The organism is Marinomonas gallaica, from assembly GCF_001639745.1.
GTDB classification, from domain to species: domain Bacteria; phylum Pseudomonadota; class Gammaproteobacteria; order Pseudomonadales; family Marinomonadaceae; genus Marinomonas; species Marinomonas gallaica.
The window spans coordinates 53,449-78,478 of sequence record NZ_LTAX01000004.1; the positions used below are offsets into that span (position 1 = coordinate 53,449).

Consider the following 25,030-nt stretch of genomic DNA (forward strand, 5'->3'; position numbering starts at 1 on the left):
AGAGCCTATTTGCTCTATGGCATTGGTTAATTAACTATTACGTGCAGCTATTCGATGGTGGACTTAGTTTTCGTACACCCAAGGTGAAGACTGCATAAAATTGATGATTTGCTCACGAAACCAGCGATGAGCAGGGTCTTTATCATAGCGCTCATGCCAACAAATTTGCACTGGGTGACGGCCGTTATAAGGGTCAGCGGCCACGGCATCAGCCGGTAAAGGTAGAACTTTTATTGACGTATAATTTTGTCGACAGGAAGAGATGTTGCTAAACAATTCCCCCAGTTGCGCCGAGCCAATCAAAGCCATGCCACGTTTTACCGCTTCTATGGTAACTGCAATACTGTCGGTCTCAATTTTCGGTTCAATCACATAGCCGAGCTGTTCCAGCTTTTCAATCGTAACGCTGGTGGTCGCGCTTTGGAAATTACGGATATTGAAGACCACTGTTTTGTGAGCGAGCAGTTCTTTGAGGGTGACTTCGTCTTGGAAGTAAAGCGGGTGCGCTTCACTTAAAATAACGCAGGCGTCCATACTGCCGATCATTTTACTGCGAATATTATTGGGCGTAGATTCGGCGTTAACGATACCTAGGTCAACGCCATTCATTAGGTCATCGTAGCCATTGTCACTCCAGCTGCTGCTGGTTAGGCGAATATTAGGCGCTTGATAATGCAACAACGCCAGCAGAGGCTCGATAAATGTCAGCAGTAATTCTTCATCTGCTTTGATACTAAAGCGGCGCTTTAACGTACTTTGGTCGAAATGGCTTGGCTGAAGTAAATTCGACATAGAGCCAAGAATCGGCGTTATTTGCTCATGTAATTCGTAGGCACGTGACGTAGGGCTCAGGCCATAAGCTTGGCGTGTAAAAAGTGGGTCTTTAAAGAGATCACGTAGGCGCTGCAATGATTTGCTCAGGGCCGGTTGAGTGACCCCTAAACGTTCCGCTGCACGCGAAACGCTGCATTCTTCCAATATGATTTCAAAAGACACCAGCAGTTTGATGTCGAGTTTCAGTAAATCATCTATTTGCATAGTTCTATCCATTTTACCTCGACCCAAATTGGGTCGAGGTATTTGTGCGCGATTTATGAGTCAAAATCGCTCATTTTACGATACTTCACACGGTGCAAAATGACATAAAAGACAGGTACGGCAATCAAAGTCAGAATCGTCGCAAAGCCTAAGCCAAACGCAATAACAACTGCCATACCTTCGAAAAATGCATCGTACAACAGCGGCACCATACCAAGGATTGTGGTAATGGCTGCCATGCACACTGGGCGTACACGACTGACCGCTGATTTGAAGATCGCTTCGTAGGTTTCCGTTCCTTGTGCGAGCTCGTAGTTGATTTGGTCTGCCAAAACGATACCGTTTTTCACAATCATGCCGGACAAACTTAGGAAGCCAAGCAAGGCCATGAAGCTAAATGCAGCATCCATTATCAGCAGTCCAGAAGACACACCGATAAGGGCTAACGGTACGCAAAACCAAATGACTAATGGCACGCGCACAGAATTAAATAACAATATAGTAATGATAAACATGAATAGGTAGCCCATGGGAAGCGAAGTAAAGATGTTTGCTTGAGCATCCGTACTACTTTCATATTCTCCCCCCCATTCCATGCTATATCCGGGTGGAAGTGCGATGTTTTCGACACTTTCACGGATACGGCTGAACACCGCCATTGCCGTTTCATCGCCTAAAATTAAAGGGTCTGCTTTTACGGTAATCGTACGTTTACGGTCTCGGCGCTCAATGATCGGGTTTTCCCAAACGGTTTCAAAGCCATCGACTAAGTTTGAAACAGAAATGTATGCACCACTGGCTGGGCTATAGATTTGTAAATCACGAACTTGATCAATCGACACGCGCTCATTCTCAGGCACGGTCTGAATGATGGGCAATAAGTCTGTGCCATCGCGATAGGTGCCGATTTTAGAACCTGTGAAGTTAGTCAGCAAGACTTCGTCCAAATCACTCTTATTGATGCCTAAGCGACGTGCTTGCGCATCGTTAAAAATTGGGCGTAGAACTTTAACGGGTTGGCGCCAGTCGTCTTTGATGTTCTCTAAGCCCCCGTCAGCACGATAGATAGCTTGTACTTTCTGGCTGAGTTGGCGTAACACTTGCGGATCGGGACCGCTAAAGCGCGCTTCGATTTTAGCACCGGTCGATGGCCCCAATTGGAGGCGCTGCAACTTAAATTCCACGTCTGGATATTTCTCAGACATCATCTGATAAATTTCTTCCATCAAGGGTGGAATATCGTCACTGGTTTTAGTTCGGACAATAAACTGGGCATAGCTGGTATCGGTTTGTTTGGCTTCATACGTCAGCATAAAGCGCAGTGCACCTTGGCCGGTCGTGCTGGTCACAAATTCGATACGATCATCACCCAACAGCTCTTGTTCAATCTCATTCACCTTGTCATAGGTGGCATTGATATGTGTGCCTTCTGGCATATTAATATCAAGGTAGAACATCGGTGTGGTAGACGGCGGAAAGAACGCCTGTTTCACAAACTGGAAAGCCCAACCAGACACCACTAAAGCGCCCACTAAACTGATGACCGTCATCCAACGGAAATGCATGGCTTTATCAAGTAACCATTTGTACCAAACAAATAGAAAGCCTTTGTATGGGTCTTGTTCTTCTTCGGAGCTGTCGCTTTGTTTGCTTTCTTTAAAAAATAAGTCACAGAAGAAGGGCGTCAATGTAATCGCTGTAACCCAGCTAAGCATTAGGGATATCAGCAATACAAAGAATAAAGAGCCGACAAATTCACCCACAGAGTCTGGAGACAAGCCAATGGGCGCAAAGGCGGTGACGGCAATGACGGTTGCACCCAATAATGGCCATTTGGTTTGTTTTACGACACTAGAGGCGGCTTCGAATTTACTTTGACCACGATGGAGGCCAATCAGTATGCCTTCCGTTACTACGATGGCGTTATCAACCAGCATGCCTAAGGCGATGATTAACCCCCCGAGGGAGATACGTTGCAAGTTGATATCGAAGTAATCCATGACAATAAAGGTGCCAAGGATTGTCAACAGTAGGATCAAGCCGATCAAAATACCTGAGCGAACACCCATGAAGACCAGCAATACCAAAATAACAATGCCGACTGCGGCCGCTAAGTTTGATAAAAAGTTGGTAACAGAGTTGGCGACTTCTTTGGATTGAAAGTAAACCGTATCCATGTTGATGCCGACAGGCTGTTGATACTGGATCTCTGTTAAGCGATTTTCAATGCGTTCACCAACGTCCACAACATTGACGTTATTAGCGAATGAAATGCCCAAAAGTAGGGAGCTGGCTCCGTTAAAATTCACCAAATGTGTTTGCGGATCTTGGTATTCGCGTTTGACGGATGCCACGTCACTTAAACGAATTAGGTTGCCGTCACCAGGGGTACCAATAGTGAGGTTTTCTAATTCTGAAATATCATTGAATTCGCCCGTCGGACTAATGCGGATGTAATCCGAGCCTACCTGTACTTTACCTGCGTTTGAGACGACATTCTGGTTAGTCAGTAAGCTTTGTAATTGAGTAGGGGAGACGCCCATAGTCGCGAGTTTAGAGCGAGAAATTTCAATGGTCACTTGCTCAGCCTGCTCTGCAGCAACTTCTACTTTGGCGACACCATCGACTAATACAAGTTCACGTTTTACATAGTCAACGTAGTTCTCAAGGTCTTTGTAAGGGTAGCCTTCACCGTGAACGGCGAGCATGATGCCATACACGTCACCGAAGTCATCGACTACGATCGGGGATGAAACACCGGCTGGGAATTGCCCCTGCATGTCACGGATTTTCTTACGCAACTCGTCCCAGATTTGCTTTAACTCTTGGGCACGGTAAGTGTCCTTGATCGTCACTTGTACCTTCGAGTAGCCGTCTTTTGAGGTAGAACGTATCTCGTCTACATAGGATAGGTTCTGTAGTTGCAGCTCGATCGGGTAGGTCACTTCTTCTTCGACCTGTTCAGGGCTGGCGCCCGGATATTGCGTAATCACCAAGGCATCTTTAATGGTGAATTCTGGATCTTCCAATTGCCCAAGATTCGTGAAAGCCATGGCACCGCCGATGAGTAGAATCAGCGTGACTAGCCAACTTGAGACTTTTCGTTCAATAAAATAGCCGGCAATATTCAATTTAGATTCCTCCCTCTCGTGTCCAAGGGCGAACTTTAAGATCAGGCGTTAGGTCGTGCACACCGGCCGCAACGACTTGCTCTCCAGGTTTTAAACCATCGGTAATTTCAATACTGTTATTGGTCATGTTGCCCAACTGAACAGCGCGCGGAGTGACAGTGCCTTGCTTGGTGTCATAAATCCAAACAATACTTTCACTGTCACCATTGTCTTTGAGTCGGCGCATTACCGCTTCAATGGGTACAGTTATGTGTGTTGGCTTTCCACTGATTTGACTGATGTCTAAATCAACCGTGGCGGTCATACCTGGCAATAAGTTAATGCCTGTGTGTTCGGTATCGAGCAATGAGATCGTTGCATCGTAGGATTTAGTCGTTACATCAGGCGTGGTGCGGTGTTCTTTGTAAACACCTTCAAAAACTTCGCTAGGCACCGCATCGATAGTGACCTTAGGATGATACTGTAAGGCGACTTTTTGGATATTGGCCACCAGTCGTTCAGGAATCTGGAATTCGACATCCATTTGCTCGATATTCTGAATGTGTAGAATGGTCTGAGTAGCGCCGACATATTCATAGTTATCAATGCTTAACGAGGCGATGACTCCGTCATAAGGCGCTTTTAGAACGCTGTAGCTTAGCTGGTTTTTGGCGCTTTCAAGCGCATTTTCGGTTTGATCTAGCGTGGCTTTTGCTTCGTCAAATTGGGCCTGAGTTGTCGCGTTACTCGAAAGCATGGTTTTGATACGGTCAAATTGCGCTTTGGCGAGCTTGTAATTGGCTTCTGATAGCTCAACTTGAAGCTCATAATCGGTTGGGTCTAATGACGCTAACAGCTGACCACGCTTGACACGCTGGCCTTCTTTAACATCTAACTTGGTGACTTGCCCCCCGACACGAAACGCTAGATTGGCTTCATCACTGGCTTTCAACTCCGCTGGGAAGTGACGAATACTGATCATATTAGTTGCATCGACGGTGAAGAGTTTCACTGGACGAATGATGGTTTCTTTCGTATCAGTTGCTTCTTCTGAAGAACAGCCTGAGAGTACGGCTGTTGCGGCAATGGCGATGATAAGTGGCTTTAAACCCTTAAATGGATGAACCATGAATCCTCCATGAGAATGGATATTAGAAAAAAGAATAACTCAATTCTATATCTAACCAGCGCAGTTATAAATTTACAGTTTGCTATGGTAGATATGCTTTAATGTGATATCTTGGTGTTTCTGATAGTGAATGTGATTATACTTGTAGGAGGAAGGTGGAAGTATTGAAAGCACTTCTTGACTGTGTTCTAAACGATTGGTTGTTTTTCATGAACGACTCTAAAACGTCCAGCGTCCTTGGCTTGGTACAGCCTCTTATCGGCTTCAGATAAGGCTTGCTCGAGTGTTTCATGCTTGTCTAGACTTACGAGACCAAAGCTACAGGTAATAGGCGAGTCTAACCCCTCCATTTTAACCTTTAATGGCATTTTCTCGCACAGCGTTTGCATTTTGTATCGTACATGAGAATAGGGCTGGTCGATAAAAATAAACAAGAACTCCTCACCGCCCCAACGACAGCAAGTCCCCATGTCATCGAGTTGTTTACTGCAGTAGTCGGCTATTTTCTGTAAGGCTTCGTCTCCTTTTAGGTGACCCAAAGAGTCATTAATGCGCTTGAAGTGATCAATATCTCCCAGTGCAATACTAATGTATTGATGTTTTTTGACGGCGGCATGCAGTATTTCATAGCCTCTGCGTCGGTTCACCAAGCCAGTTAACTCATCGTTATAAGCTCGCTGTTCCATATGCTGAAAGTTATGCATAAAGATCATGCGAACCATTATGGCTGTTAAAATAAATGGCAAACTGGCACTGACTAAATTAAATAAATAGACCCCGTTGTAGATTGACCGATAGGCTTCTTTCTCTAAAGGGGCAAATAGATTGAGTAATAGTAGTGGGGCAATAATTAAGCTCAAACACCAAAATGAGCTTTTTTGATGGGCAGCAGGTAAGACACACATAAGCAATATTGCAGGCCACAGATATAACTGGAAACCAGCTGCTAACCCCATGGTCAAGGTGGTGACTGTTGCGTGAGTCGAGATCTCGATGGCAATTAAAAAGACGCTTATTCGATGTCGGCCTTTTATTGTACAAACAATAGACACGCACCATACTATAACGCTAATGATATTCAGTATTGCTAACCAATTAATATCGATCAGAATAAACAGTAAAATGAAGCATAAATGAGCGATTAAACCGTTAACATTAATAAGCTGTAACGTCGAAGACTCATTATCTACAAGCCGTTGACTGTTGTTGTACAAGTCTTTTAATGCCTTTGTAATAATAAATAAATCAGCCATAGATCCATTCTTTAAAGGAAGGTTAAGCTTTACTTAACTGAGTATAGACCTTAGCAGTTTGCTGACAGAATCACTGTGGCAGAATTGAATAGAATGGCATGACTTATGTGCGATTGTGTAAAGATAGATACAGCTACAGATACACAACAGACAGTAACCTTAAAATTATAGCGTTTAAAATAGAGGCGATCATGACAAGAGTGGATAGACGGTCTTTCTATGGGGCTTGGTTAGTGCTGCTAACGTTAGCAGGGTGCAGCTCCGCACCGACGTCGAACAGCAGAATCAACGCATCGTCTACAGAAGCGATGTCTATCTTTGTTGAAGAAGATGTTGCTTATTTGTCAGGAGTATTGACTGGTACATTACCCAGCCAGCTAAAGTCTGCGTTAAGTGAACACCCTAATGTAACGGATTTAGTCTTGGTTGATGTGCCTGGCTCAACGGATCAAGCTGCGACGATGGAAGCCGCTAGGTTCATTCGTCATCTAGGGTTAAATACACATATCGCCCAGACTGGCTATGTGTTGTCCGGCGGGGTCGATCTATTTCTGGGCGGTGTACAACGAACCATCGGTGCGGGCGCCGGTGTCGGTGTACATTCGTGGCGTGATACTCAGAATTGGGGCGATGAAATTGATTTATCCGACCCTGTGCATGCGAGTTATGTTAACTTTTACCTTGAAATGGGTGTGCCGGAACGTTTTTATTGGTTTACGCTGGACGCCGCGCCAGCCGAGCGGATTTACTACTTATCACCGGAAGAAATCTACGATTATCGTTTATTAACCGATTAAATTGAGTAACTTAGCAGAGGAGTGAGGATGGAGCAGATAGAGCTATTTTATATCGAAAGCCCGTGTCGCGGAATCTGCCAAAGTAGCTCTAAAGGGTACTGTAAAGGGTGCCTGCGCAGTCGTGAAGAACGCTTTCATTGGCATGAATTCAATGATGTGCAAAAGCGGCAGGTTATTCAATTATGTCGTAGTCGTTGGCAGCGGATTATTAAGGCTAAGCAAGAGCGCTTAAACAGTATGAATGATAAAGACTTGCCTTATGGCATGGAGGGCGAAGACATACAAGACCTCTTCGCCACCCCTGTTAGCCCACAGAACTAACCAAAAATCGCTTCTAAAGCTTCCGACAAACGTTCCACACCGATAACTGTCATACCCTCGATTGGTTTTTTGGGACAGTTTGATTTTGGCACAATGGCCCGTTTAAAACCGTGCTTAGCCGCCTCGCTAATACGCTCTTGCCCGGATGGAACAGGGCGAATCTCTCCCGACAATCCGACCTCGCCAAGCACGACCAAATCATGTGGTAGTACCTGATCTCGAAAGCTGGACACGACAGCGGCGATTGCCGCTAGGTCGGCAGAGGTCTCCAGTACTTTGACACCGCCAACAACGTTTAAATACACATCTTGATCGGCCGTCATTAAACCACCGTGTTTATGCAGTACCGCCAACAGCATCGATAAGCGATTGTGGTCGAAACCTACTGTCACACGTCGAGGATTACCTAATGCAGAGTCATCGACTAAGGCTTGCAATTCGACCAGAAGGGGGCGTGTGCCTTCCCATACCACCATCACTAAGCTGCCAGCAGCCGGATGGTTGGAGCGGTTTAAGAAAATCGAACTTGGGTTTTTTACTTCCCGTAAGCCGTTTTCTAACATGGCGAAAACCCCCAGCTCATTGACGGCACCAAAACGGTTCTTCATGCCGCGTAATGTACGAAAGCGGGAGTCTTCGGTACCCTCTAATAACACTGAGCAGTCCACCATATGCTCCAGTACTTTTGGTCCCGCTAAAGTGCCGTCCTTGGTAACGTGGCCCACCAGCAAGACACAGGTTTGCGTTTGTTTGGCGAAACGGGTTAAAACCGCCGCACTTTCACGAACTTGAGAAACACTACCAGGGGCCGATTCGATACCGTCTAGATGCATGACTTGAATGGAGTCAATCACCATGACTCTTGGTTTCACTTGATCAGCGACGGACAGAATGCCTTCGACGTTGGTTTCAGACAGCATTTTTAGGTTTTTAGTGGGCAGTCCTAAACGCTGGGCGCGCATGGCTACCTGTTGTAAGGATTCTTCACCGGTGACGTACATGGCGCTTTGTTGTTGCGCTAACCAACACATAGTTTGCAGTAGCAGGGTACTTTTACCTGCACCAGGGTGACCACCAATTAACACGACCCCACCGGGGACTAAACCGCCGCCCAGTACACGATCAAATTCACTAGCACCAGAGCTAAAGCGCGGCACATCGCCAAGGTCAACTTCGGATAGGTCTTGGATACCTGTTGTGGCACCGGCGTAGCCTTTGCGTCCAGAATCTTGACCCGCGGCGATGCGGGCAGGAGTTTTGCTGGCACTGACTTTGAATTCTTGCAGGCTGTTCCAGGCACCGCAGGCTTGGCATTGTCCTTGCCATTTAGAATAGTCCGCACCACATTCATTGCAGACAAACGCGGTTTTCGCTTTGGCCATGTTTGTTTTCCTATCCATAAAAACGGCCGTGAATTGCTTCAACGGCCGTTTGAAAGTTCACTTAATAGCTAGCATATTATCATACTGTGCTAGGTGTATTGGTTTTCCATTCGATGTTGTATAGGTCTAGACGACGGTCTTTTAAGTTATTCACTGAGCCTTCGCTGCGAACCAGTTTTAGCTTGTCTAAGTCCAAATCTGAGAACATCAGCATTTCAGTGTTTGGCGTCGTCTCTGCCATCACGGCATCGTGCGGGAATGAGAAATCTGATGGCGAGAACACCGCAGCTTGAGAGTACTGTACGTCTAAGTTTTCTACTTGAGGCAAGTTGCCACAGCTACCACAGATGACAACATAACACTCGTTTTCAATGGCGCGCGCTTGAGCACAGCTGCGTACGCGTAAGTAGCCATTTTTGGTATCTGTCCAGAATGGTACAAACAGAATGTCCATATCTTGCGAAGCAAGGTGACGTGCCAACTCTGGGAACTCGACATCATAGCAAATCAAGATGCCGATACGGCCTGCATCCGTGTCAAAGGTACGGACTTCGTAACCCCCTTCAATGACCCAGTCACGGCGCTCATGCGGCGTAATATGAATCTTGCGTTGCTCTTCAATGGTACCGTCACGACGGCATAAGTAACTGATGTTGTACATAATATCGTCTTCCACCAATGGCATAGAGCCAGTGATGACGTTGATATTATAACTGATGGCTAACTGAGACATTTCGCTGACAAAGCGCTCTGTGAAAGACGCTAAGAAACGAATGGCTTCCATTTGGTTGGTTTGGTCTGGCGCCAAGCCCATTAATGGCGCGTTGAAGAACTCAGGGAATAGGGCAAAGTCGCTTTTGTAGCTCGACAAGGCATCAATGAAATACTCAACTTGCTTAAGTAGCTCTTCAACACTTTCGACTTCACGCATTTGCCACTGGACTGCACCGATGCGTACCTGAGTTTTGCGATACTCCAGCACGGTGTTTTTTTCTGGCTCGTAGAAGATGTTTTTCCACTCTAGTAAGGTGGCGTAGCCGCGAGACTTTTCGTCTTCAGGAAGATATTTGGTCAATAGGCGTGTGACTTGGAAGTCGTTGGAAAGTTGGAACGTCAAAATAGGGTCGTAGATTTTGCGTTTGTCCACGGCTTCTAAATATTCCGCTGGCGTCATTTCATCCGAATGTTGGTAATAATTCGGAATACGTCCACCGGCAAGAATGGCAATTAAGTTTTCTTGGCGGCACAGCTCTTTACGCGCTTCGTATAAGCGGCGACCTAATCGGTATCCACGGTAGTCTGGGTCGATCAAAACGTCTAAGCCATACAATGCATCGCCTTCATTATCATGATGAATACGCTCGCGCTGATCGACTAAGTCATCATAAGTATGTGGGTTACTAAAGCGCTGATAATTTACTTTTACGGATAGAGCCATGCCCACAATTTTATCGTGGTCAACGAGACAAATCTGACCATCCGGTAAGTCCTTGATAAGCTTACTAATAGTATGCATTGGCCATGAGCCACCAATATCATGGTAGACACGATCCATGAGTGCTTTGACTTGAGGGTAATCGTCCAAGGTTAAGTTGCGGATCTTCAAATGTAGATCTTCTAGCATACAGTCTCCAAAATAGGTTCTATCGATACTACGACTATAACGACTTTGATAACAAAATTGCAGGAATAGTTAAATGCCAGAGATGAAAAACCCCCGCCTAAGCGAGGGTTTTCCAAGGAGAAGTCATAATCGTGAGGGATTATTTTTTAAACTCTGGATACGCTTCCATACCGCATTCTGAGATATCAACGCCTTCGTACTCTTCTTCTTCGGTAACACGAATACCCATGATGGCTTTGATGACTAACCAAACCACTAGGCTTGTAGAGAATACCCATACGAAGATCGTCAGTGCACCTGCAATTTGACCGCCGAATGAAGCGCCGTCATTGGTAAGTGGCACAGCCAGTAGACCCCAAAGTCCCACCACACCGTGAACAGAGATAGCACCGACTGGATCATCAATTTTTAGCTTATCTAGCATTAGGATTGATACCACAACAATCAGACCACCCACAACGCCGATCAGTGTTGCACCTAAAGCGGAAGGTGTAGAAGGTTCCGCTGTAATCGCAACCAGACCTGCAAGCGCACCGTTTAGAAGCATTGTAAGATCGGCTTTGCCGAACAGAATACGCGCTAGGATAAGGGCACCAACGGCGCCACCGGCAGCGGCCGCATTGGTGTTTAGGAACACCATGGCAACAGAGTTAGCGTTAGCGATGTCGCCAAGTTTCAGTACCGAACCGCCATTAAAACCGAACCAGCCCAACCAAAGGATAAAAGTACCCAATGTTGCTAGTGGGAGGTTAGCGCCTGGAATCGCACGCACTTCACCGTTTGGACCGTATTTGCCTTTACGAGCACCCAATACCAGAACACCTGCTAGTGCAGCGGATGCGCCGGCCATGTGTACAATGCCTGAACCGGCAAAATCAGAGAAGCCCATGTCACCTAGGTTGAACATGCCGAAGACATCAGCGCCGCCCCAAGTCCAAGAACCTTCCAGTGGGTAGATAACACCTGTCATGACCACTGCGAACGTTAGGAAAGCCCATAGCTTCATGCGCTCAGCGACAGCACCGGAAACAATAGACATTGCCGTTGCAACGAAGACGACTTGGAAGAAGAAATCCGATGCACCAGAGTAGATAGCACCACCTTCAAAGCCACCTTCACGGCCAGCGAAGTCAGTCAATGTAGACGCTACGTCTACGTCTTGAATACCCGATAAGAACCATGTGCCGCCGTACATGATCGCGTAACCGCAAACCAAGTACATGATACAAGAGATCGCGAACAGCGCGACGTTCTTAGTAAGGATTTCCGTGGTGTTTTTCGAACGGACTAGGCCTGCTTCTAGCATCGCGAAACCCGCTGCCATCCACATAACCAGTGCGCCACACACCAAGAAGTAAAAGGTGTCCATGGCATATTGTAAGTGAAAAATTTGATCTTGCATGTTTCGCCCCCCTAAAGGCTTGTAAGATTCTGGCAGTGATTACACTGCGTCTTCCCCAGTCTCGCCGGTACGAATACGAACCGCTTGCTCAAGGTTAACGATGAAGATTTTACCGTCACCGATTTTGCCTGTGTTGGCAGCATTGGAGATGGCTTCTACTACTTGGTCGGCCATGTCTTTAGCAATGGCTAGCTCAATTTTTACTTTTGGAAGAAAGTCCACAACGTATTCCGCACCGCGGTAAAGTTCTGTGTGACCTTTTTGACGTCCGAAACCTTTAACTTCTGTCACGGTGATACCTTGTACACCGATTTCAGAAAGTGCTTCGCGAACATCATCCAGTTTGAATGGCTTGATGATGGCAGTGATAAGCTTCATACCCACAGTCTCCTTAGTTAAGTCTGATGTCGTATCGCAGGTAACTGGGTATATTCAATATGTGTGCCAGCTTTAAAATTACGCGAAGAAAACCTCGTAAAGCCTTGTCTGGTAAGGGGTAGAGGGGAAACGTGCAAGAACGTACTCATTTGCACCGCTTAGTGAGCAAGACAGTAAATACATAGCTGTGCGTTATGGTGGTGCGTAATTCCTTATGGGACGGTTTTTTTTAGCGCTCTTATAGAACTATTTGATTGTTTTGCTTGGAAAGTCAGCCAATTTAACTGCCCTAATGCTGGGCACGGTTAATAAAATGGCGAACAGAAACTGTTCGATCGCCGTATCAAGTGCACCCTAACAACGCAAATGATAGATCTGGTAATTGACGGAATTGTGTAAAGACAGAAGGGGGGGCGGCATTTTATAATAATGGAAATACTCTAAATGAGAGAGCGCGTCATGATTGATCAATTTATTAAACAGTTGGGTTCTGGCCTAGAACAAGCGGCAGGTACACTGGGTAAGCTTCCTGCTGAAGAAATTCAACTTCAACTTCAGCAAGTAGCAAAAGACACTTTGACTAAAATGGATTTAGTCACCCGTGAAGAGTTCGAAGTACAAGCAGCAATGTTACAAAAGTATCGTGAGAAACTGGCGCAACTGGAAGCGCGCCTCGCCGAGTTAGAGCAAACTGAGGACAAGTAGTCTGTCAGAAATTTAGTGCCAGCCTTGTTGCCAGAGATCATCAAGCAATGCTTGCCAAGGTAGTTGGTAAGTATTCTTGGTGTACACTGCTTCAAGGACGATATCGATTACCACCTCGTCTTCATCCCGATCGAGGCGGGTAACGATAAAATGCTTTTCTTTATTTTTTGGAACAGTGGATGTCCATTTTGAGAGCAACAATTTATTAGGGTTCAACTTTTTGGTCATAAGTACCTCCTCATATAGATACGTGTGAGATTAGAAGTTGGATGTACTGGGCATATCAAGGAGTGATTATGAGCCTAGCAACAATCTATAGCCGTGCCCGTGTGGGTGTATCGGCTCCGCTTGTGACCGTAGAAACGCACATTTCTAATGGTCTGCCATCGTTAAATATCGTCGGATTGCCGGAAGCAGCCGTGCGAGAAGCCAAAGATCGAGTGCGTAGTGCGATCATTAACAGCAAATTCGAATTCCCTTTGCGCCGTATTACCATCAATTTGGCACCTGCCGATTTGCCAAAAGAGGGTGGTCGTTATGATTTGGCGATAGCTATCAGCATCTTATTGGCATCGGGACAACTCGGAGAAATAGAGCTACGTGATACCGAGTTTGTCGGAGAACTGGCTCTATCTGGTGATTTACGTGGTATCCCCGGTGTCTTGCCCTCGGCGATGGCAGCCAAAGAGGCGCAACGAAAAATGATTGTGCCTGCAGATAACCGTAATGAAGCAGGATTAGTAGATCATGAGATCTTTTTTGCTCATCATCTGACGCAAGTGACCGCGGCGCTGATGAAACTGTCCACTCTACAACGCTGTGAAGTCGAAGAGGTGTTTGTAGAAGACGTCATCGGCCATCGCGACATGGCGGATGTAAAGGGGCAGTATCAAGCTCGAAGAGCGTTAGAGGTAGCGGCGGCGGGCGGGCACAATTTGTTATTCGTTGGACCACCTGGTACGGGTAAAACCATGCTGGCTTCTCGTTTGCCTGGGATTATGCCGCGTATGACGGAACCTGAAGCGCTTGAAGTCGCTGCGGTACAGTCTGTCTCAGGCCGTAAAATGGGCACGGATTGGCATTGGTCAGAGCGTCCTTTTCGCAGTCCGCACCATTCGAGTTCAGCCGCGGCGTTGGTTGGCGGAGGGTCCATTCCGAAACCGGGAGAAGCCTCGTTAAGTCATCGGGGTGTATTGTTCTTAGACGAGCTACCGGAATTCGACCGTAAGGTGTTAGAGGTGCTGCGTGAGCCATTAGAAAACGGTGAAATTCACTTATCACGTGCTCGTGGCCAAGTCAGTTACCCCGCGCGCTTTCAACTGGTGGCCGCTATGAATGCGAGCAATGAAGCCTATAGTGGTGGACAAGACTATTACCAATCCAGTGCCAGTCAGAAATACCTGCGTAAACTCTCCGCCCCTTTTTTAGATCGCATTGATTTACACGTCGAAGTGCCGCCGTTACCAACAGATGTCTTGGTGAACCAAAGTGAAATGGGTGAGGCTAGCTCAGCGGTACGCCAACGGGTTGAAGCCGCCGTTGCACGTCAACGAGCGCGGCAAGGCGTGCAAAATGCTCAATTAAGCGGTCGTGAACTGGAGCGTATTTGTGCCTTGAGTGAATCGGATAAGCTGTTTATGCAACAAGCGTTAGAGCGCTTAAAGCTATCAGCAAGGGCTTATCATCGAGTATTGCGAGTCGCCTTGACGTTAGCGGATTTGGAGAGTGTTGATGTTGCACGAAAGCATCTTATGGAGTCTTTAAGTTACCGCAAAATGGAAAAAATGCTGGCGACGGTCGTCGGTGGGGCATGATTTCATTAGGAGTAGCGTGCGGTATAAGTCGTACATTACTCCTAGAGATAACGGTTGATATAGTGTCTTACGAAACACTAAAAATAGCGAAGCTACAATTTTCTATTCGATGTGCTGCTTGATTTTTTATTCGTGTATTCGAAAGAACTTGGCTGACTTATTCACATGCTTCCGAGCATTAAATATTGAGATTTTTTATATAGAGTAGATGGAGGGGGGATTGAAATTGGTGTTAATTAATAGTGGTTATTGCGATTATTAATATAAATTTAAGTTTGGTTTATTTTTATCAATCTTCTAATAGGATAATTTTGTGTTATACCGTATTTTAAAATTTAGTTGCATTTTTCTTCTTCTATCATCAAGTCTTTTGGTGCGTGCACAATCGACTATGCTTTGTGAAATATCAACAGTTAGCGATAAAACAGTCAGTGTTAATGAAACCAAGTATGGTAATGACATCAAATATGATTTTCAGATTATAGATGATGAAAATATAATATCGATCACTATAGGCGTTATTAGGTTAGAACATCACTCTATTTTGTTCCAAAACTCTGCTCAAGAAACCTCTAAGAAAGAGGTAGTTGAAAGTTCTCACAACGAATATGAAAAAATGTGGGTGGAAGAGCTTTTTCATAAAGTTACCTTGTTGCATTCTAAAAATAGAATATGGGAGGGAAACCCTTCAAAAATATCGCTTTGGAGAGCAGAGTTAAAAGAGAATCGCAGTATGATTAGTTTTTGGTCAGTCGCAAGCGATGAAGAGTTGTTTGTAATTTTCTTTAACGGTTTTAGAGTTGACAATGACAAAAGTTTAGTGTCTGAAGATTTAATGATTGCTGTTGTTGATGAAATAATAAGTAGATGTAATGTCGCACCAATTTAAAAAATCAGATGTAGATGAAACACTGAGCTGATATTGTGTATATCTATTTAAATATAGAGAGTTAGTCCTTATTAAAGCTAAAAAGCGGATGAGTTGAATAAACCGCAGCACGGGACTTACATCCCGCGCTGCGAATGAAGATAAAGATTAAAAATCGTACTGTGCACTTAGGTAAACACGACGACGCTCACCTAAGTTCGAACCGATATTACGGTTAAAACCGGAGGTTGCGTAGACTTCATCAGTTAGATTTTTAAGGGTGGCTTGTAATGTCCAGGCGTCAATTTGAGTTTGCCATGTAGCATCGTAAACGGTGTAAGGCTTCACTTTTTGATGATCACGGTTGTACTGTTCGCTAACGTACTCAGCGCCTACCGACACAGATGAGGATAGGCTAGGAAGATCGTAACGGGTCCAAAGGCCTAGCTGATGCAGCGGGGAGTTTGAGAACCGACGCGAGTCGCCTGCGGAAAATTGAATGCCGTCTTCGTTATCTTGCTTGATGACGGTATCGTTGTAAGCGTAGCTCAAGTTCGCCACCCAACGATCGGTAATGTCCGCCAATACATCGATTTCTGCACCTTGGCTGCGTACTTTGCCTAATGCGATTTTCATGTCGCTGTCATTTGGGTCTTCCTGAAGGACGTTTTCATGCTCGATATGGTAAACCGCCAGATTTACGTTTAAACGGTTGTTGAGCCAGTAGGTGCGCACACCGGCTTCCATTTGTTGGCTTTGTTCAGGATCAAACGGGCCGCCTACAGAGGCTTGCTGGTCACTAGCGCTTTGCGGCTGATAGCCAGTCGAGAACGATGTATAAGGCTTAATATTGTCTGACCATTGGTAAGTAGCACCTAAGCGCGTATCCATACCTTGGTCTGAGTAATTGGCATCGTTGGACGCATTACGATGATCGGTAAAGTCTTCTTCAAAATGATTTAAGCGTACCCCAGCCACCAAGTCCAAGCGATCAGTAGCCGCCCATTGGTCTTGAAGGAGTAGCCCTAACTGTTGTGAAACCGTCTGGCTATCAGTGCGCAATGCCAGATCATATTGACTCACATCAGCGTTATAAACAGGGGTTGCAAGGCTCAGAGTGTCCGGATCATTAGTGCGGTAGTACAGGTAATCATAGGTATTACGAGTGTAATCGGTTCCGACTAAGATCGTATGATCGTTCAAATCAAACACTAGGTTACTCGATAGTGTGACACCTTCATTGGTACGCAGCTGGTCACGATATTGGCGACGGATAGCATCGTCTACACCGTCGTTATCAGTATCGGTTAAACCACGTGACTCATGGTACTTCTGAGTCTCTTCACCTTTAAAGTAGCGCAGCCCCAAGTCCCAAGAAACATCCTGCGTTAAATATTGTTCAAGCTTAGCTTGGAACGTCTCGGCATCTAATGCTTGGTGATCACCAGGTTCATTGGCATTCCATGAGTCGTCCGCTAAGAAGTTGCCGTCATCGTCTGTAGGGATGCCACGCAGGCGAGCACCATGGAGTGTTTGATCAATATTCGTGTATTGCACAGTGAGCGATGAATCGTCGGAAATATCCCAAGCATAACCAAGATCGATGTTTTGATTGTCTTGGTCGACATTGTTGCGATAAGAGCCACTTTTATCTTGATATAAAGAGAGACGGTAACGCTGGCTGGCATCAGCGTTGATTGGGCCTGAACTAGACAGTTGCTCTGAGTGATAGTCTTTGTTGCCCGCGCCAAGCTTTACAAAGTTTTCTTGTTCGTAAGTGGGTTTCTTGGAGACATAATTGATCACGCCACCGGGTTCACCGGCACCGTACAAGGCACCAGCAGGGCCTTTAATGGCTTGCACTTCTTCGACATTGACTAGTTGAGGAACAGTGAAGAACCCTTTGTAAGGGTTACCGCGCATGCCATCGTAGAGTTGCTCATCTTGGTGAAAACCACGGAACGTCACTGTGGAGACGTTATCTTGTGATACCCCTGAAATAGAGCGATACAGGTCAGTTACTTGATGAGCCGCTTGATCCTCAATCAATGTATTTGTCAGTACTTGTACCGACTGTGGTGTTCTATCAATGTCCGTATCCGTACGTGTGCCAATGCTGACAGCGTCTTCTTTATAATGTGACAGGGCGCGACCTGTCACAATCAGCGTATCCAATGGCTGATTTTGGCTTGTATTGTTACTGTTATTGGGCGCGGCGATGAGCGGTAAAGAGAGTAACAATAGGCTAGAGGAAATGATCGGATAGTTCATAAGACCTTTTTGTTTAATAAAATGGGATTAAAGGGCGAAATATTAGTCTTCCACGACACACATGGGGGTGCCGGAAACGGGATCTTGGTGGATTTGCGCACTGAGGCTAAACACGTCTTTGAGCATGGCGGAAGTGAGTACTTCCTCAGGGGAGCCTTGGTATTTCAGCTCACCGGCTTTCATCACCACGAGATGATCGCAATAACGTGCTGCTTGGTTGATATCGTGCAGCACCGTAATGATGGTTTTGCCTTGTTTGTTGAGCGCTTGCAGCTGATGCATCAATTCCACTTGGTGGTTAATGTCCATATACGTCGTGGGTTCATCTAACAGTAGGTAGGGCGTGTCTTGCGCCAATACCATTGCAAGCCATACACGTTGACGCTGGCCGCCGGATAATTCGCTGACCAGTTGGTCGCGCAGCTCGTAGGTTCCAGTTTGCTGCATCATTTGCTCAACAATCTGATGATCCTGAGTGCTGAGTTTGCCCCAAAAACCAGTATAGGGACTGCGGCCATACGCCACGAGATCTTTTACTTTAATGCCTTCGGGGATCGGTTGTGTTTGTGGCAACAACGCGAGCGCTTTGGCGAGTTGTTTAGATGGATAATGGTGCAGGTTTTGTCCTTGCCAATTCACTTCTCCAGACATCGCCGGTAAGATGCGTGCAAAGCACTTCAATAAGGTCGACTTGCCGCAGCCATTGGGACCTAATAAAGCAATAAAACGGCCATCGGGTAGGGTTAGGTCCATCTTTTTCACAATGGTGTGACCATGATAGCCAACACTCAGTTGGTGAGCGCTTAGGGACATCGTTATTTCATCCTCAACAATAGCCATAGGAAATACGGAGCGCCAATAATGGCGGTTAAGATGCCGGCCGGTAATTCAATCGGTGGGGCTAGCGTACGCGCAGCTAGGTCTGCGGCTAAAAGTAAGCAGGCGCCTGTTAGCATAGTGGCAGGTAACAATGATTGGTGACGACCGCCCACGAGTTTGCGGGTTAAATGGGGAGCTACTAAACCTAAAAAGCCAATTGGTCCGCATACTGAGACACAAGCGGCGGTTAATGCGACGGCGATCGCCAACGACAACAAACGCACAGATTGTGGCGACACGCCTAGACTGTTGGCGCTGTCATCACCCAGATCGAGCACATTTAAATACTTACTTAGGCCTAGGGCGAACGGCACGAGTACAAACCAAGGGAGTAAGGCTTGTAGTTGAGGCCAGCTGCGACCCCATAAACTGCCCGTTAACCAAAGCAAGGCATTGTTAATTTCCAGCGGCTTTGTCAGCATCAAAAAGTCGATACAGCTGGCCCAAAAAGCGGCGAGTGCCACACCGGTGATCGCAAGTTTGATGGCACTGCTGTGGGCACCGCATAAGTACCACAAGATCAATGCCGCGCAGAGACCGCCACTTAAGGCCACTTCTGGTAACCATTCAGTCGATGCACCGTTGAAATAGGTCATGTAAAAGACCGCCGCTAGACCTGCGCCGTGGCTGACGCCAAGCACATCGGGGGAAGCCAGTGGATTGCGAATCACGCCTTGTACTAATGCGCCGGACAGCGCCAGTCCTGCTCCGACCAAAATTGCTAAAAAGAGACGCGGTAAACGGTATTCGTACACAGTGAAATGCTGTTCAGAGCCGACAAACAAGCCTTGCCAAATATCGTGAAGAGAGAGCGAAACGGCACCAAACAGAAGGTTGGCGAGGCTTAAAGCAAACAACATAATCAGAGCGAATGGGAAAAAACGTTGCGCAGTCATAGGGTGCGTTTTCGAACCAGATAAATAAAGAAAGGCGCCCCAATCAATGCCAAAATGGCACCCGCAGGAGTTTCCATAGGATAAGTAACAGCACGGCTTAAGGTGTCTGCCAGCGTCACTAAGAGCGCACCGATGATCATGGCAACAGGTAGGCACAAACGAAAATCTTGGCCAAACATTAATCGCGCAATATGAGGCACGATCAATCCGACAAAGCCGATACTGCCGACGGCACTGATGGCAGCGCCGACTAACATCAGCACCAGTAGGCTGCCGAACAATTTGCTGCGCAACAAATTGATGCCTAGATTACGTGCATTATCTTCGCCGAGTTGCAATACATTCAACGATGGTGCAAGGCCTAGAGCGCCGATAAGGCTGATGGATGCGACGGGCCAAAACGTTTGCCACTTTTGCCAGCGAGCGTCGGCAAGACTGCCTGCTAACCAAGTCATCACTCCTGCGGCTTGATCTTCTTCCATGATAACAACGGCTTTTGTTAACGCGGCGCACAAGGCTGAAATGGCCACGCCAGCTAACACCAAACGACCGTGTTCATTCGCACCGACACGCCAGGCACTGCCTAGAAGCATTACCAGCAGCCAAGCAACGCCGCCACCCAACATGGCGGCAATAGAGGTACTGAGTGCTCCATATAAAAAAGGCAGTGTCGACACCAGCGCCATGCCCAGCGCGGCACCTGCGTTAACGCCTAATACCGATGGCGCTGCCAGCGGATTACGTGTGAGCCCCTGCATAATCGTCCCAGCAGAGGCCAAGCAAGCGCCCACTAGCAACGCGGTAAGCAGACGCGGTAAACGTAAATCCAGCACAATACGATGGGCTATGCTCTGGTCATTAAAGCTTGTGAACGCATGCAAAACATCTGCGCCACTGACGGGAACAACCGACCAAGCAAATAGATTCCACCAGCTGATTAGCAGCAATCCTAGACACAGAAACAGGCCAAGGCTGACTGACCGAAAGAGGTGAGACATGTTTAGGGCTATTGCTCAGAGAAGATTTGAAGTAGATCGTTTGCTATGTGTTCGGCGGCTAAAATGCCACGGCAGCGAGACCAGATATTAGGATCGACGCGATAGACATGATCATTTTGAACGGCCGTTAGAACGGTCCAAAGTGGCTCGTTGCTCCAGTTATCGACAATACTGGGGTTGGCATAGTGTCCGACAATTAAATATTCAGGATTTAAAGCGACCAGCTGCTCTAAGCTGGTTTGACGATACGCAGAGTCGTCGCGATCAGAGACGGGGGTTTGCATCCCTAATGCCTGAATGACACCACCGGTATAGGAATCGTCCGTATGAAGGAACAGTGCATCCGCTCGTGCAACGCCAAATTGTAATATGGCATGATCGGGTAACTGCTGCGCTATGTGGGCCATAAATTGCTGATGTTGGACCAAACGATCCGTCATTTCCTGCTCTTTACCCACGACTTTGGCAATGATGCTGGCGGCTTTTAAATTGTCAGAATAGGTTTCGCGACGAGAGGGTAAAATCAGTGTCGGCGCGATTTTTTGTAAATCGTCATAAACAGATTCATGGCGGGAAATATCGGCGATGATGAGATCAGGTTTTAAAGAAGCGATGACTTCAAGACTGGGCTGAGAACGAGTACCAACCGACTGCCAGTCACCAATGACCTGTTGAACGGCAGGTAAAACGCGACTTTTATCTTTATCGTCGGCAATCCCGATGGGAGCCACGCCGACCGATGCCAGCGCATCAGCAAAAGAAAACTCTAAAACGACAATACGTTGAGGGGTATGGTCTAGAGTGAACGTGCCTTTACTGTCTTGGACAGTCACAGCATAAGCAGACGACATGAACATCAACGTACACAGAGTGGTGGTTAGGCGTTTAATAACAGATAAAAGCATGGTAAATGAGTCTTTAATAAAGTATTAGATAATGATAATGCTTATCAAAATTATTTGAAAGGCAATATTATTTCAATTTTTATCGGTCAGAGTAGAAAAATGTCAAAAGCCTGTTCTTACCGGTGCAAGCTGTCATACAAAAGGGCAATGTGTGGTTATTAAGGCATAGACATTGAAAGATTGGCTCTATACATTCTGGGCATTGTGGCTCTCTACTGAAATGATGCTTCTATCGCATCACGGAGTCATGTTGAGTGGCCTAAAAACGCTACGAACCTAATAAAAATACATAGGAGTGTATTCATGATTATTCAGCTTTTCCCATTGTGGGCGCTGTTGTTATCGGTGATGGCTTATTTGCAGCCAACATTGTTTGTCGATTTTAAAGGTTATATTTTGCCGTTGCTGATGGTCATCATGTTAGCCATGGGATTAACGCTGAGCCCAAAAGACTTCAAAGCCGTAGGTAAAAACGCTAAAGCAGTGGGCGTGGGCGTGCTGCTACAGTTTTTGGTGATGCCGATTACGGCTTTGCTGATCGCAACACTGTTTGGTTTTGATAGTGAGCTGACGGTAGGCATGCTACTGGTAGGCAGTGTAGCGGGTGGCACATCATCCAATGTGATGTGTTATTTAGCGAAAGGGGATACGGCTTTATCGATTTCCATGACGGCTATTTCAACCCTTCTAGGGGTTGTGTTCACACCCTTACTGGTGGCTTGGATGATCGGTACCTCTGTGGATGTCCCGGTCAGTTCAATGCTGCTTAGTTTGGTGAAAATTGTGCTGGTACCGGTTGCCATTGGAGTATTACTTAATACGTTAGCCCATGGCTTAGTACGTCGAATTGAACCTGCACTCAAGTATGTTTCTATGTTTGCCATCGTCTTTATTATTGCCATTGTGGTGGCGTTGAGTGCTGGCAAAATTGCCTCTGTGGGCGCATTGGTTGCTGTCGCGGTGATATTGCATAATGCAACGGGTCTAATTTTGGGATATTGGGTCACTGCATGGTTAGGGTTCGATAAAAAAGTTTGTCGAACCATCGCTTTTGAAGTCGGTTTACAAAATTCAGGCTTAGCATCAGCGCTGGCGGTTAAATTCTTTACACCTGCGGCGGCCTTGCCTGGCTCCATATTCAGTGTGTGGCATAATATATCAGGATCGCTATTGGCCAGTTATTGGAGCAAAAAACCGATCAAAGAGGCGACTGAGTAAATCGCTTTGAATGTCCTGTAAAGTAGGCGGAGAATTTCGCTTATTTTGCAGGCTCATTAAATATGACGGTTGCTTCACAGCCAACCTTGTTCTGATTTTTAATCGAGAATTGCCAATCATAGCGGCGACATAGATCTTGTACGATCAACAGCCCTAAACCGTGTCCGGTACTTTCTTTTAAAGGGTTAAAGCCTTCTCCTTCGTCGCATACCTTGATGCAGTGTTCGGTCATATAAATATAAATGCTGCCGGTATTGGATGCAGCGATACTGTTGCGGATAAGGTTGCCGACGACAATATCTAATACCGCATGAGAGGCTTTAATCACTGGGGACCCAGTCACGTCAGTTTCTAAACGCAGCTGTTTGGCCTCGGCCTGTGCTTTGTTTTTATCAATAATGGTTTGTAGGTCGGTTTCTGAAACAGAATTCAAGGGCGTGTTTTGAGCGCTTTTCTCATAGCGTACTAAGCTGAGCAACGCATCAACCATAGTGAGCATGTCTTCGGTAGCACTTTGAATACGAGTCAATTGACGTTTTGAAAAAGGGCTATTGGCTTCTCGCGCAAGTAAGCTGCTCGAACCTTTCATAATAGTTAACGGCGTGCGCAATTCATGGCTCGCGTAGCGTGCAAAGGCCTGCTCTCGCTTTACTAGGGAATCGATATCTGAACGATATTGATTCAATGTCTCTGCCAGTGTTTGGAACTCTTGCGCCGATTCTTTGGTTACCTTGAAAACCCGTTTTGTATCTCCCTGATGTTGTTCAAGTTGAGAACAGAGCTGATTGATCGGTGTGATTAGGCTTTTAGACAGTCGCGTTAACAAAGCAGTAAAGCAACCAATGAGTACCGCCACTAAGCCGAGAACGATCGCCATGACATTGATATATTCCTGATGAGTAATCTCAATCTCGTCAATGCGAGACACTAATACCAAGCGTTTATCCTCGCCATTTTGGATGTAATTTGACATGTACAGCATTCTTGAGTCTTCACCGTATCCGACTTCTCCGAGAAAAGAGGTGTGTTCTGAAAGGTAAGCTTGGATAGCCTTAGGCGCTGTCTGCAAACCGTTGTAAGCAATGGTGAGCGGGTCTAATTGAATGGATGTTGCATTGGGATGAGAAATAAAAAACTGAATGGCTTCTCGTTTATCAACCATGATGCGTCGCTCTCCCACACGATCTTCAGACCAAGCCAATACCGCGCTGATTAATATCAAACAAAAAATCCCGATGATGATGGCCACCATGGTAAAAAAAAGTGCCAGACGGGAAGTCATACTTTTTGCGTTACGAAACAGGGCTGTCATCAGAGTTGACCTCTAGGTAGAAGCCAATTTTTGGCTGTGTTTTCAAGATATTGCTTTCAAAAGGCTTATCTAGCTGGCTACGAAGTTGATAAATGTGACTGCGTAAAACATCATTATTGGGCTTTTCGTCTTGCCATAATTGATAGGCAATGTCTTCTTTCGTCACCAAATTTGGCGCTTGAGACACGAGCATTTTTAAAATGGTAAAGGTTGATGGGGTGAGTGCAAGCAGCTTCTCTTGCCGGTAAGCCTTACCGCTTTTCAAATGGATACTGATATCGCCATAGCGAAGAACACTGGTCGAGACATGTCCTGAATGGCGTCTGATTAATGCTTGCACGCGCGCGTACAAAATATCTAAATCGAATGGTTTGGTTAGATAATCATCCGCGCCGACATCGAGCCCGCGCAGTTCATCTTCGCGGCTATCGAGCGCTGTTAGCATCAAAATAGGGGTACTAATACCTGCATCACGCAGTCTTTGGCAAACTGTCACGCCATCAAGCCTTGGTAGCATTAGGTCGAGTAAAATGATGTCAAAGGTATTTTCTAAAGCAAGCTTCAGGCCCAGCTCGCCATTGTCGGCGTAATCGAGTTCCATATTATTGCATTCAAAGAAATCAAACAGCATACCTGCTATGTCTCGATTGTCTTCGATCAGTAGTGCTCGTTGCACAGTAGTAACCTCATTTATGCGCATGCCATTGCATCATTATCGCTGAAAAAGCGT

At 46.2% G+C, this 25,030-nt stretch carries 22 protein-coding genes; 6 read left to right on the top strand and 16 right to left on the bottom strand.

What is annotated here, in order from left to right; genetic code table 11:
- Positions 1-63: 63 nt before the first annotated feature.
- From AYW76_RS05840 to AYW76_RS05855, 4 genes are all read right to left on the bottom strand, one after another.
- A complete protein-coding gene (locus AYW76_RS05840; RefSeq protein ID WP_067217056.1) occupies positions 64-1,038 on the bottom strand; it encodes a LysR family transcriptional regulator in 975 nt (324 codons plus the stop codon).
- A 53-nt stretch (positions 1,039-1,091) separates the two neighbouring features.
- Positions 1,092-4,169: an efflux RND transporter permease subunit gene (locus tag AYW76_RS05845; protein WP_067217059.1), complete on the bottom strand. Its 3,078-nt coding sequence runs from the start codon at positions 4,167-4,169 to the stop codon at positions 1,092-1,094.
- A 1-nt stretch (position 4,170) separates the two neighbouring features.
- Entirely contained in the window at positions 4,171-5,277 is a 1,107-nt protein-coding gene (locus AYW76_RS05850) for an efflux RND transporter periplasmic adaptor subunit (protein ID WP_067217062.1), read from the bottom strand.
- A 188-nt stretch (positions 5,278-5,465) separates the two neighbouring features.
- The gene (locus tag AYW76_RS05855; RefSeq protein ID WP_067217064.1) at positions 5,466-6,530 is read right to left on the bottom strand and encodes a GGDEF domain-containing protein; all 1,065 of its coding nucleotides are present in this window, start codon (positions 6,528-6,530) and stop codon (positions 5,466-5,468) included.
- A 191-nt stretch (positions 6,531-6,721) separates the two neighbouring features.
- On the opposite strand from AYW76_RS05855, the gene AYW76_RS05860 reads away from it, so the two are divergent.
- Together AYW76_RS05860 and AYW76_RS05865 are read left to right on the top strand one after the other, a co-directional pair.
- Positions 6,722-7,327: a COG3904 family protein gene (locus AYW76_RS05860; RefSeq protein WP_067217066.1), complete on the top strand. Its 606-nt coding sequence runs from the start codon at positions 6,722-6,724 to the stop codon at positions 7,325-7,327.
- A 27-nt stretch (positions 7,328-7,354) separates the two neighbouring features.
- Positions 7,355-7,648, top strand: a complete 294-nt coding sequence (locus tag AYW76_RS05865) for a DUF1289 domain-containing protein (protein WP_067217068.1) — start codon at positions 7,355-7,357, stop codon at positions 7,646-7,648.
- On the opposite strand, the gene radA is transcribed toward AYW76_RS05865, so the two are convergent.
- From radA to glnK, 4 genes are all read right to left on the bottom strand, one after another.
- The gene (radA, locus tag AYW76_RS05870) at positions 7,645-9,030 is read right to left on the bottom strand and encodes a DNA repair protein RadA (RefSeq protein WP_067031270.1); all 1,386 of its coding nucleotides are present in this window, start codon (positions 9,028-9,030) and stop codon (positions 7,645-7,647) included. The genes AYW76_RS05865 and radA overlap by 4 nt on opposite strands.
- 79 nt (positions 9,031-9,109) lie before the next feature.
- A complete protein-coding gene (locus AYW76_RS05875; RefSeq protein ID WP_067031267.1) occupies positions 9,110-10,654 on the bottom strand; it encodes a carbon-nitrogen hydrolase family protein in 1,545 nt (514 codons plus the stop codon).
- Positions 10,655-10,793: 139 nt separating this feature from the next.
- Positions 10,794-12,056, bottom strand: coding sequence for an ammonium transporter (locus tag AYW76_RS05880; protein ID WP_067217070.1), 1,263 nt, complete (start codon positions 12,054-12,056; stop codon positions 10,794-10,796).
- A 39-nt stretch (positions 12,057-12,095) separates the two neighbouring features.
- A complete protein-coding gene (glnK, locus tag AYW76_RS05885) occupies positions 12,096-12,434 on the bottom strand; it encodes a P-II family nitrogen regulator (protein WP_067031261.1) in 339 nt (112 codons plus the stop codon).
- A 459-nt stretch (positions 12,435-12,893) separates the two neighbouring features.
- Between glnK and AYW76_RS05890 the strand changes: the two genes are divergently transcribed.
- Positions 12,894-13,139, top strand: coding sequence for an accessory factor UbiK family protein (locus tag AYW76_RS05890; protein WP_082866139.1), 246 nt, complete (start codon positions 12,894-12,896; stop codon positions 13,137-13,139).
- A gap of 12 nt (positions 13,140-13,151) precedes the next feature.
- Here the strand turns inward: AYW76_RS05890 and AYW76_RS05895 are convergent, their stop codons facing one another.
- Positions 13,152-13,367, bottom strand: coding sequence for a TIGR02450 family Trp-rich protein (locus AYW76_RS05895; protein WP_067031255.1), 216 nt, complete (start codon positions 13,365-13,367; stop codon positions 13,152-13,154).
- Positions 13,368-13,435: 68 nt separating this feature from the next.
- On the opposite strand from AYW76_RS05895, the gene AYW76_RS05900 reads away from it, so the two are divergent.
- Together AYW76_RS05900 and AYW76_RS05905 are read left to right on the top strand one after the other, a co-directional pair.
- On the top strand, positions 13,436-14,953 hold the full coding sequence (locus AYW76_RS05900) for a YifB family Mg chelatase-like AAA ATPase (RefSeq protein ID WP_067217076.1): 1,518 nt from the start codon (positions 13,436-13,438) through the stop codon (positions 14,951-14,953).
- Between the two features lie 313 nt (positions 14,954-15,266).
- Positions 15,267-15,842, top strand: coding sequence for a hypothetical protein (locus AYW76_RS05905; protein ID WP_156489034.1), 576 nt, complete (start codon positions 15,267-15,269; stop codon positions 15,840-15,842).
- Between the two features lie 147 nt (positions 15,843-15,989).
- Here AYW76_RS05905 and AYW76_RS05910 read toward each other — a convergent pair whose 3' ends face one another.
- From AYW76_RS05910 to AYW76_RS05930, 5 genes are read right to left on the bottom strand one after another with little or no spacing between them, the layout of a single operon-like run.
- Entirely contained in the window at positions 15,990-18,092 is a 2,103-nt protein-coding gene (locus tag AYW76_RS05910; RefSeq protein WP_067217081.1) for a TonB-dependent siderophore receptor, read from the bottom strand.
- Positions 18,093-18,134: 42 nt separating this feature from the next.
- A complete protein-coding gene (gene fecE, locus AYW76_RS05915; RefSeq protein ID WP_067217084.1) occupies positions 18,135-18,905 on the bottom strand; it encodes a Fe(3+) dicitrate ABC transporter ATP-binding protein FecE in 771 nt (256 codons plus the stop codon).
- 2 nt (positions 18,906-18,907) lie between these two features.
- Complete coding sequence (fecD, locus tag AYW76_RS05920) at positions 18,908-19,867, bottom strand: Fe(3+) dicitrate ABC transporter permease subunit FecD (RefSeq protein WP_067217087.1); 960 nt, start codon at positions 19,865-19,867, stop codon at positions 18,908-18,910.
- Positions 19,864-20,865 carry an iron chelate uptake ABC transporter family permease subunit gene (locus AYW76_RS05925; protein WP_067217088.1) on the bottom strand — a complete coding sequence of 334 codons (1,002 nt, stop codon included), beginning with the start codon at positions 20,863-20,865 and terminating at the stop codon, positions 19,864-19,866. The genes fecD and AYW76_RS05925 overlap by 4 nt, the downstream gene beginning before the upstream one ends.
- An 8-nt stretch (positions 20,866-20,873) precedes the next feature.
- Positions 20,874-21,770 carry a Fe(3+) dicitrate ABC transporter substrate-binding protein gene (locus AYW76_RS05930; protein WP_067217091.1) on the bottom strand — a complete coding sequence of 299 codons (897 nt, stop codon included), beginning with the start codon at positions 21,768-21,770 and terminating at the stop codon, positions 20,874-20,876.
- A gap of 303 nt (positions 21,771-22,073) precedes the next feature.
- Between AYW76_RS05930 and AYW76_RS05935 the strand changes: the two genes are divergently transcribed.
- A complete protein-coding gene (locus AYW76_RS05935) occupies positions 22,074-22,988 on the top strand; it encodes a bile acid:sodium symporter family protein (protein ID WP_067217093.1) in 915 nt (304 codons plus the stop codon).
- Positions 22,989-23,028: 40 nt separating this feature from the next.
- Here the strand turns inward: AYW76_RS05935 and AYW76_RS05940 are convergent, their stop codons facing one another.
- Positions 23,029-24,300, bottom strand: coding sequence for a sensor histidine kinase (locus AYW76_RS05940; protein WP_067217096.1), 1,272 nt, complete (start codon positions 24,298-24,300; stop codon positions 23,029-23,031).
- The gene (locus AYW76_RS05945) at positions 24,281-24,976 is read right to left on the bottom strand and encodes a response regulator transcription factor (protein WP_082866129.1); all 696 of its coding nucleotides are present in this window, start codon (positions 24,974-24,976) and stop codon (positions 24,281-24,283) included. Before AYW76_RS05945 ends, AYW76_RS05940 begins: the two co-directional genes overlap by 20 nt.
- Positions 24,977-25,030: the final 54 nt, after the last annotated feature.

What these genes read in the sequence shown, in the direction of transcription:
- AYW76_RS05880 (WP_067217070.1), bottom strand. Translation starts at nt 12,056, where the DNA reads ATGCAAGATCAAATTTTTCACTTACAATATGCCATGGACACCTTTTAC.
- AYW76_RS05850 (WP_067217062.1), bottom strand. Translation starts at nt 5,277, where the DNA reads ATGGTTCATCCATTTAAGGGTTTAAAGCCACTTATCATCGCCATTGCC.
- AYW76_RS05865 (WP_067217068.1), top strand. Translation starts at nt 7,355, where the DNA reads ATGGAGCAGATAGAGCTATTTTATATCGAAAGCCCGTGTCGCGGAATC.
- AYW76_RS05860 (WP_067217066.1), top strand. Translation starts at nt 6,722, where the DNA reads ATGACAAGAGTGGATAGACGGTCTTTCTATGGGGCTTGGTTAGTGCTG.
- AYW76_RS05840 (WP_067217056.1), bottom strand. Translation starts at nt 1,038, where the DNA reads ATGCAAATAGATGATTTACTGAAACTCGACATCAAACTGCTGGTGTCT.
- AYW76_RS05855 (WP_067217064.1), bottom strand. Translation starts at nt 6,530, where the DNA reads ATGGCTGATTTATTTATTATTACAAAGGCATTAAAAGACTTGTACAAC.
- AYW76_RS05935 (WP_067217093.1), top strand. Translation starts at nt 22,074, where the DNA reads ATGATTATTCAGCTTTTCCCATTGTGGGCGCTGTTGTTATCGGTGATG.
- glnK (WP_067031261.1), bottom strand. Translation starts at nt 12,434, where the DNA reads ATGAAGCTTATCACTGCCATCATCAAGCCATTCAAACTGGATGATGTT.
- fecD (WP_067217087.1), bottom strand. Translation starts at nt 19,867, where the DNA reads ATGACTGCGCAACGTTTTTTCCCATTCGCTCTGATTATGTTGTTTGCT.
- AYW76_RS05940 (WP_067217096.1), bottom strand. Translation starts at nt 24,300, where the DNA reads ATGACAGCCCTGTTTCGTAACGCAAAAAGTATGACTTCCCGTCTGGCA.
- AYW76_RS05890 (WP_082866139.1), top strand. Translation starts at nt 12,894, where the DNA reads ATGATTGATCAATTTATTAAACAGTTGGGTTCTGGCCTAGAACAAGCG.
- fecE (WP_067217084.1), bottom strand. Translation starts at nt 18,905, where the DNA reads ATGTCCCTAAGCGCTCACCAACTGAGTGTTGGCTATCATGGTCACACC.
- radA (WP_067031270.1), bottom strand. Translation starts at nt 9,030, where the DNA reads ATGGCCAAAGCGAAAACCGCGTTTGTCTGCAATGAATGTGGTGCGGAC.
- AYW76_RS05875 (WP_067031267.1), bottom strand. Translation starts at nt 10,654, where the DNA reads ATGCTAGAAGATCTACATTTGAAGATCCGCAACTTAACCTTGGACGAT.
- AYW76_RS05930 (WP_067217091.1), bottom strand. Translation starts at nt 21,770, where the DNA reads ATGCTTTTATCTGTTATTAAACGCCTAACCACCACTCTGTGTACGTTG.
- AYW76_RS05925 (WP_067217088.1), bottom strand. Translation starts at nt 20,865, where the DNA reads ATGTCTCACCTCTTTCGGTCAGTCAGCCTTGGCCTGTTTCTGTGTCTA.
- AYW76_RS05895 (WP_067031255.1), bottom strand. Translation starts at nt 13,367, where the DNA reads ATGACCAAAAAGTTGAACCCTAATAAATTGTTGCTCTCAAAATGGACA.
- AYW76_RS05900 (WP_067217076.1), top strand. Translation starts at nt 13,436, where the DNA reads ATGAGCCTAGCAACAATCTATAGCCGTGCCCGTGTGGGTGTATCGGCT.
- AYW76_RS05910 (WP_067217081.1), bottom strand. Translation starts at nt 18,092, where the DNA reads ATGAACTATCCGATCATTTCCTCTAGCCTATTGTTACTCTCTTTACCG.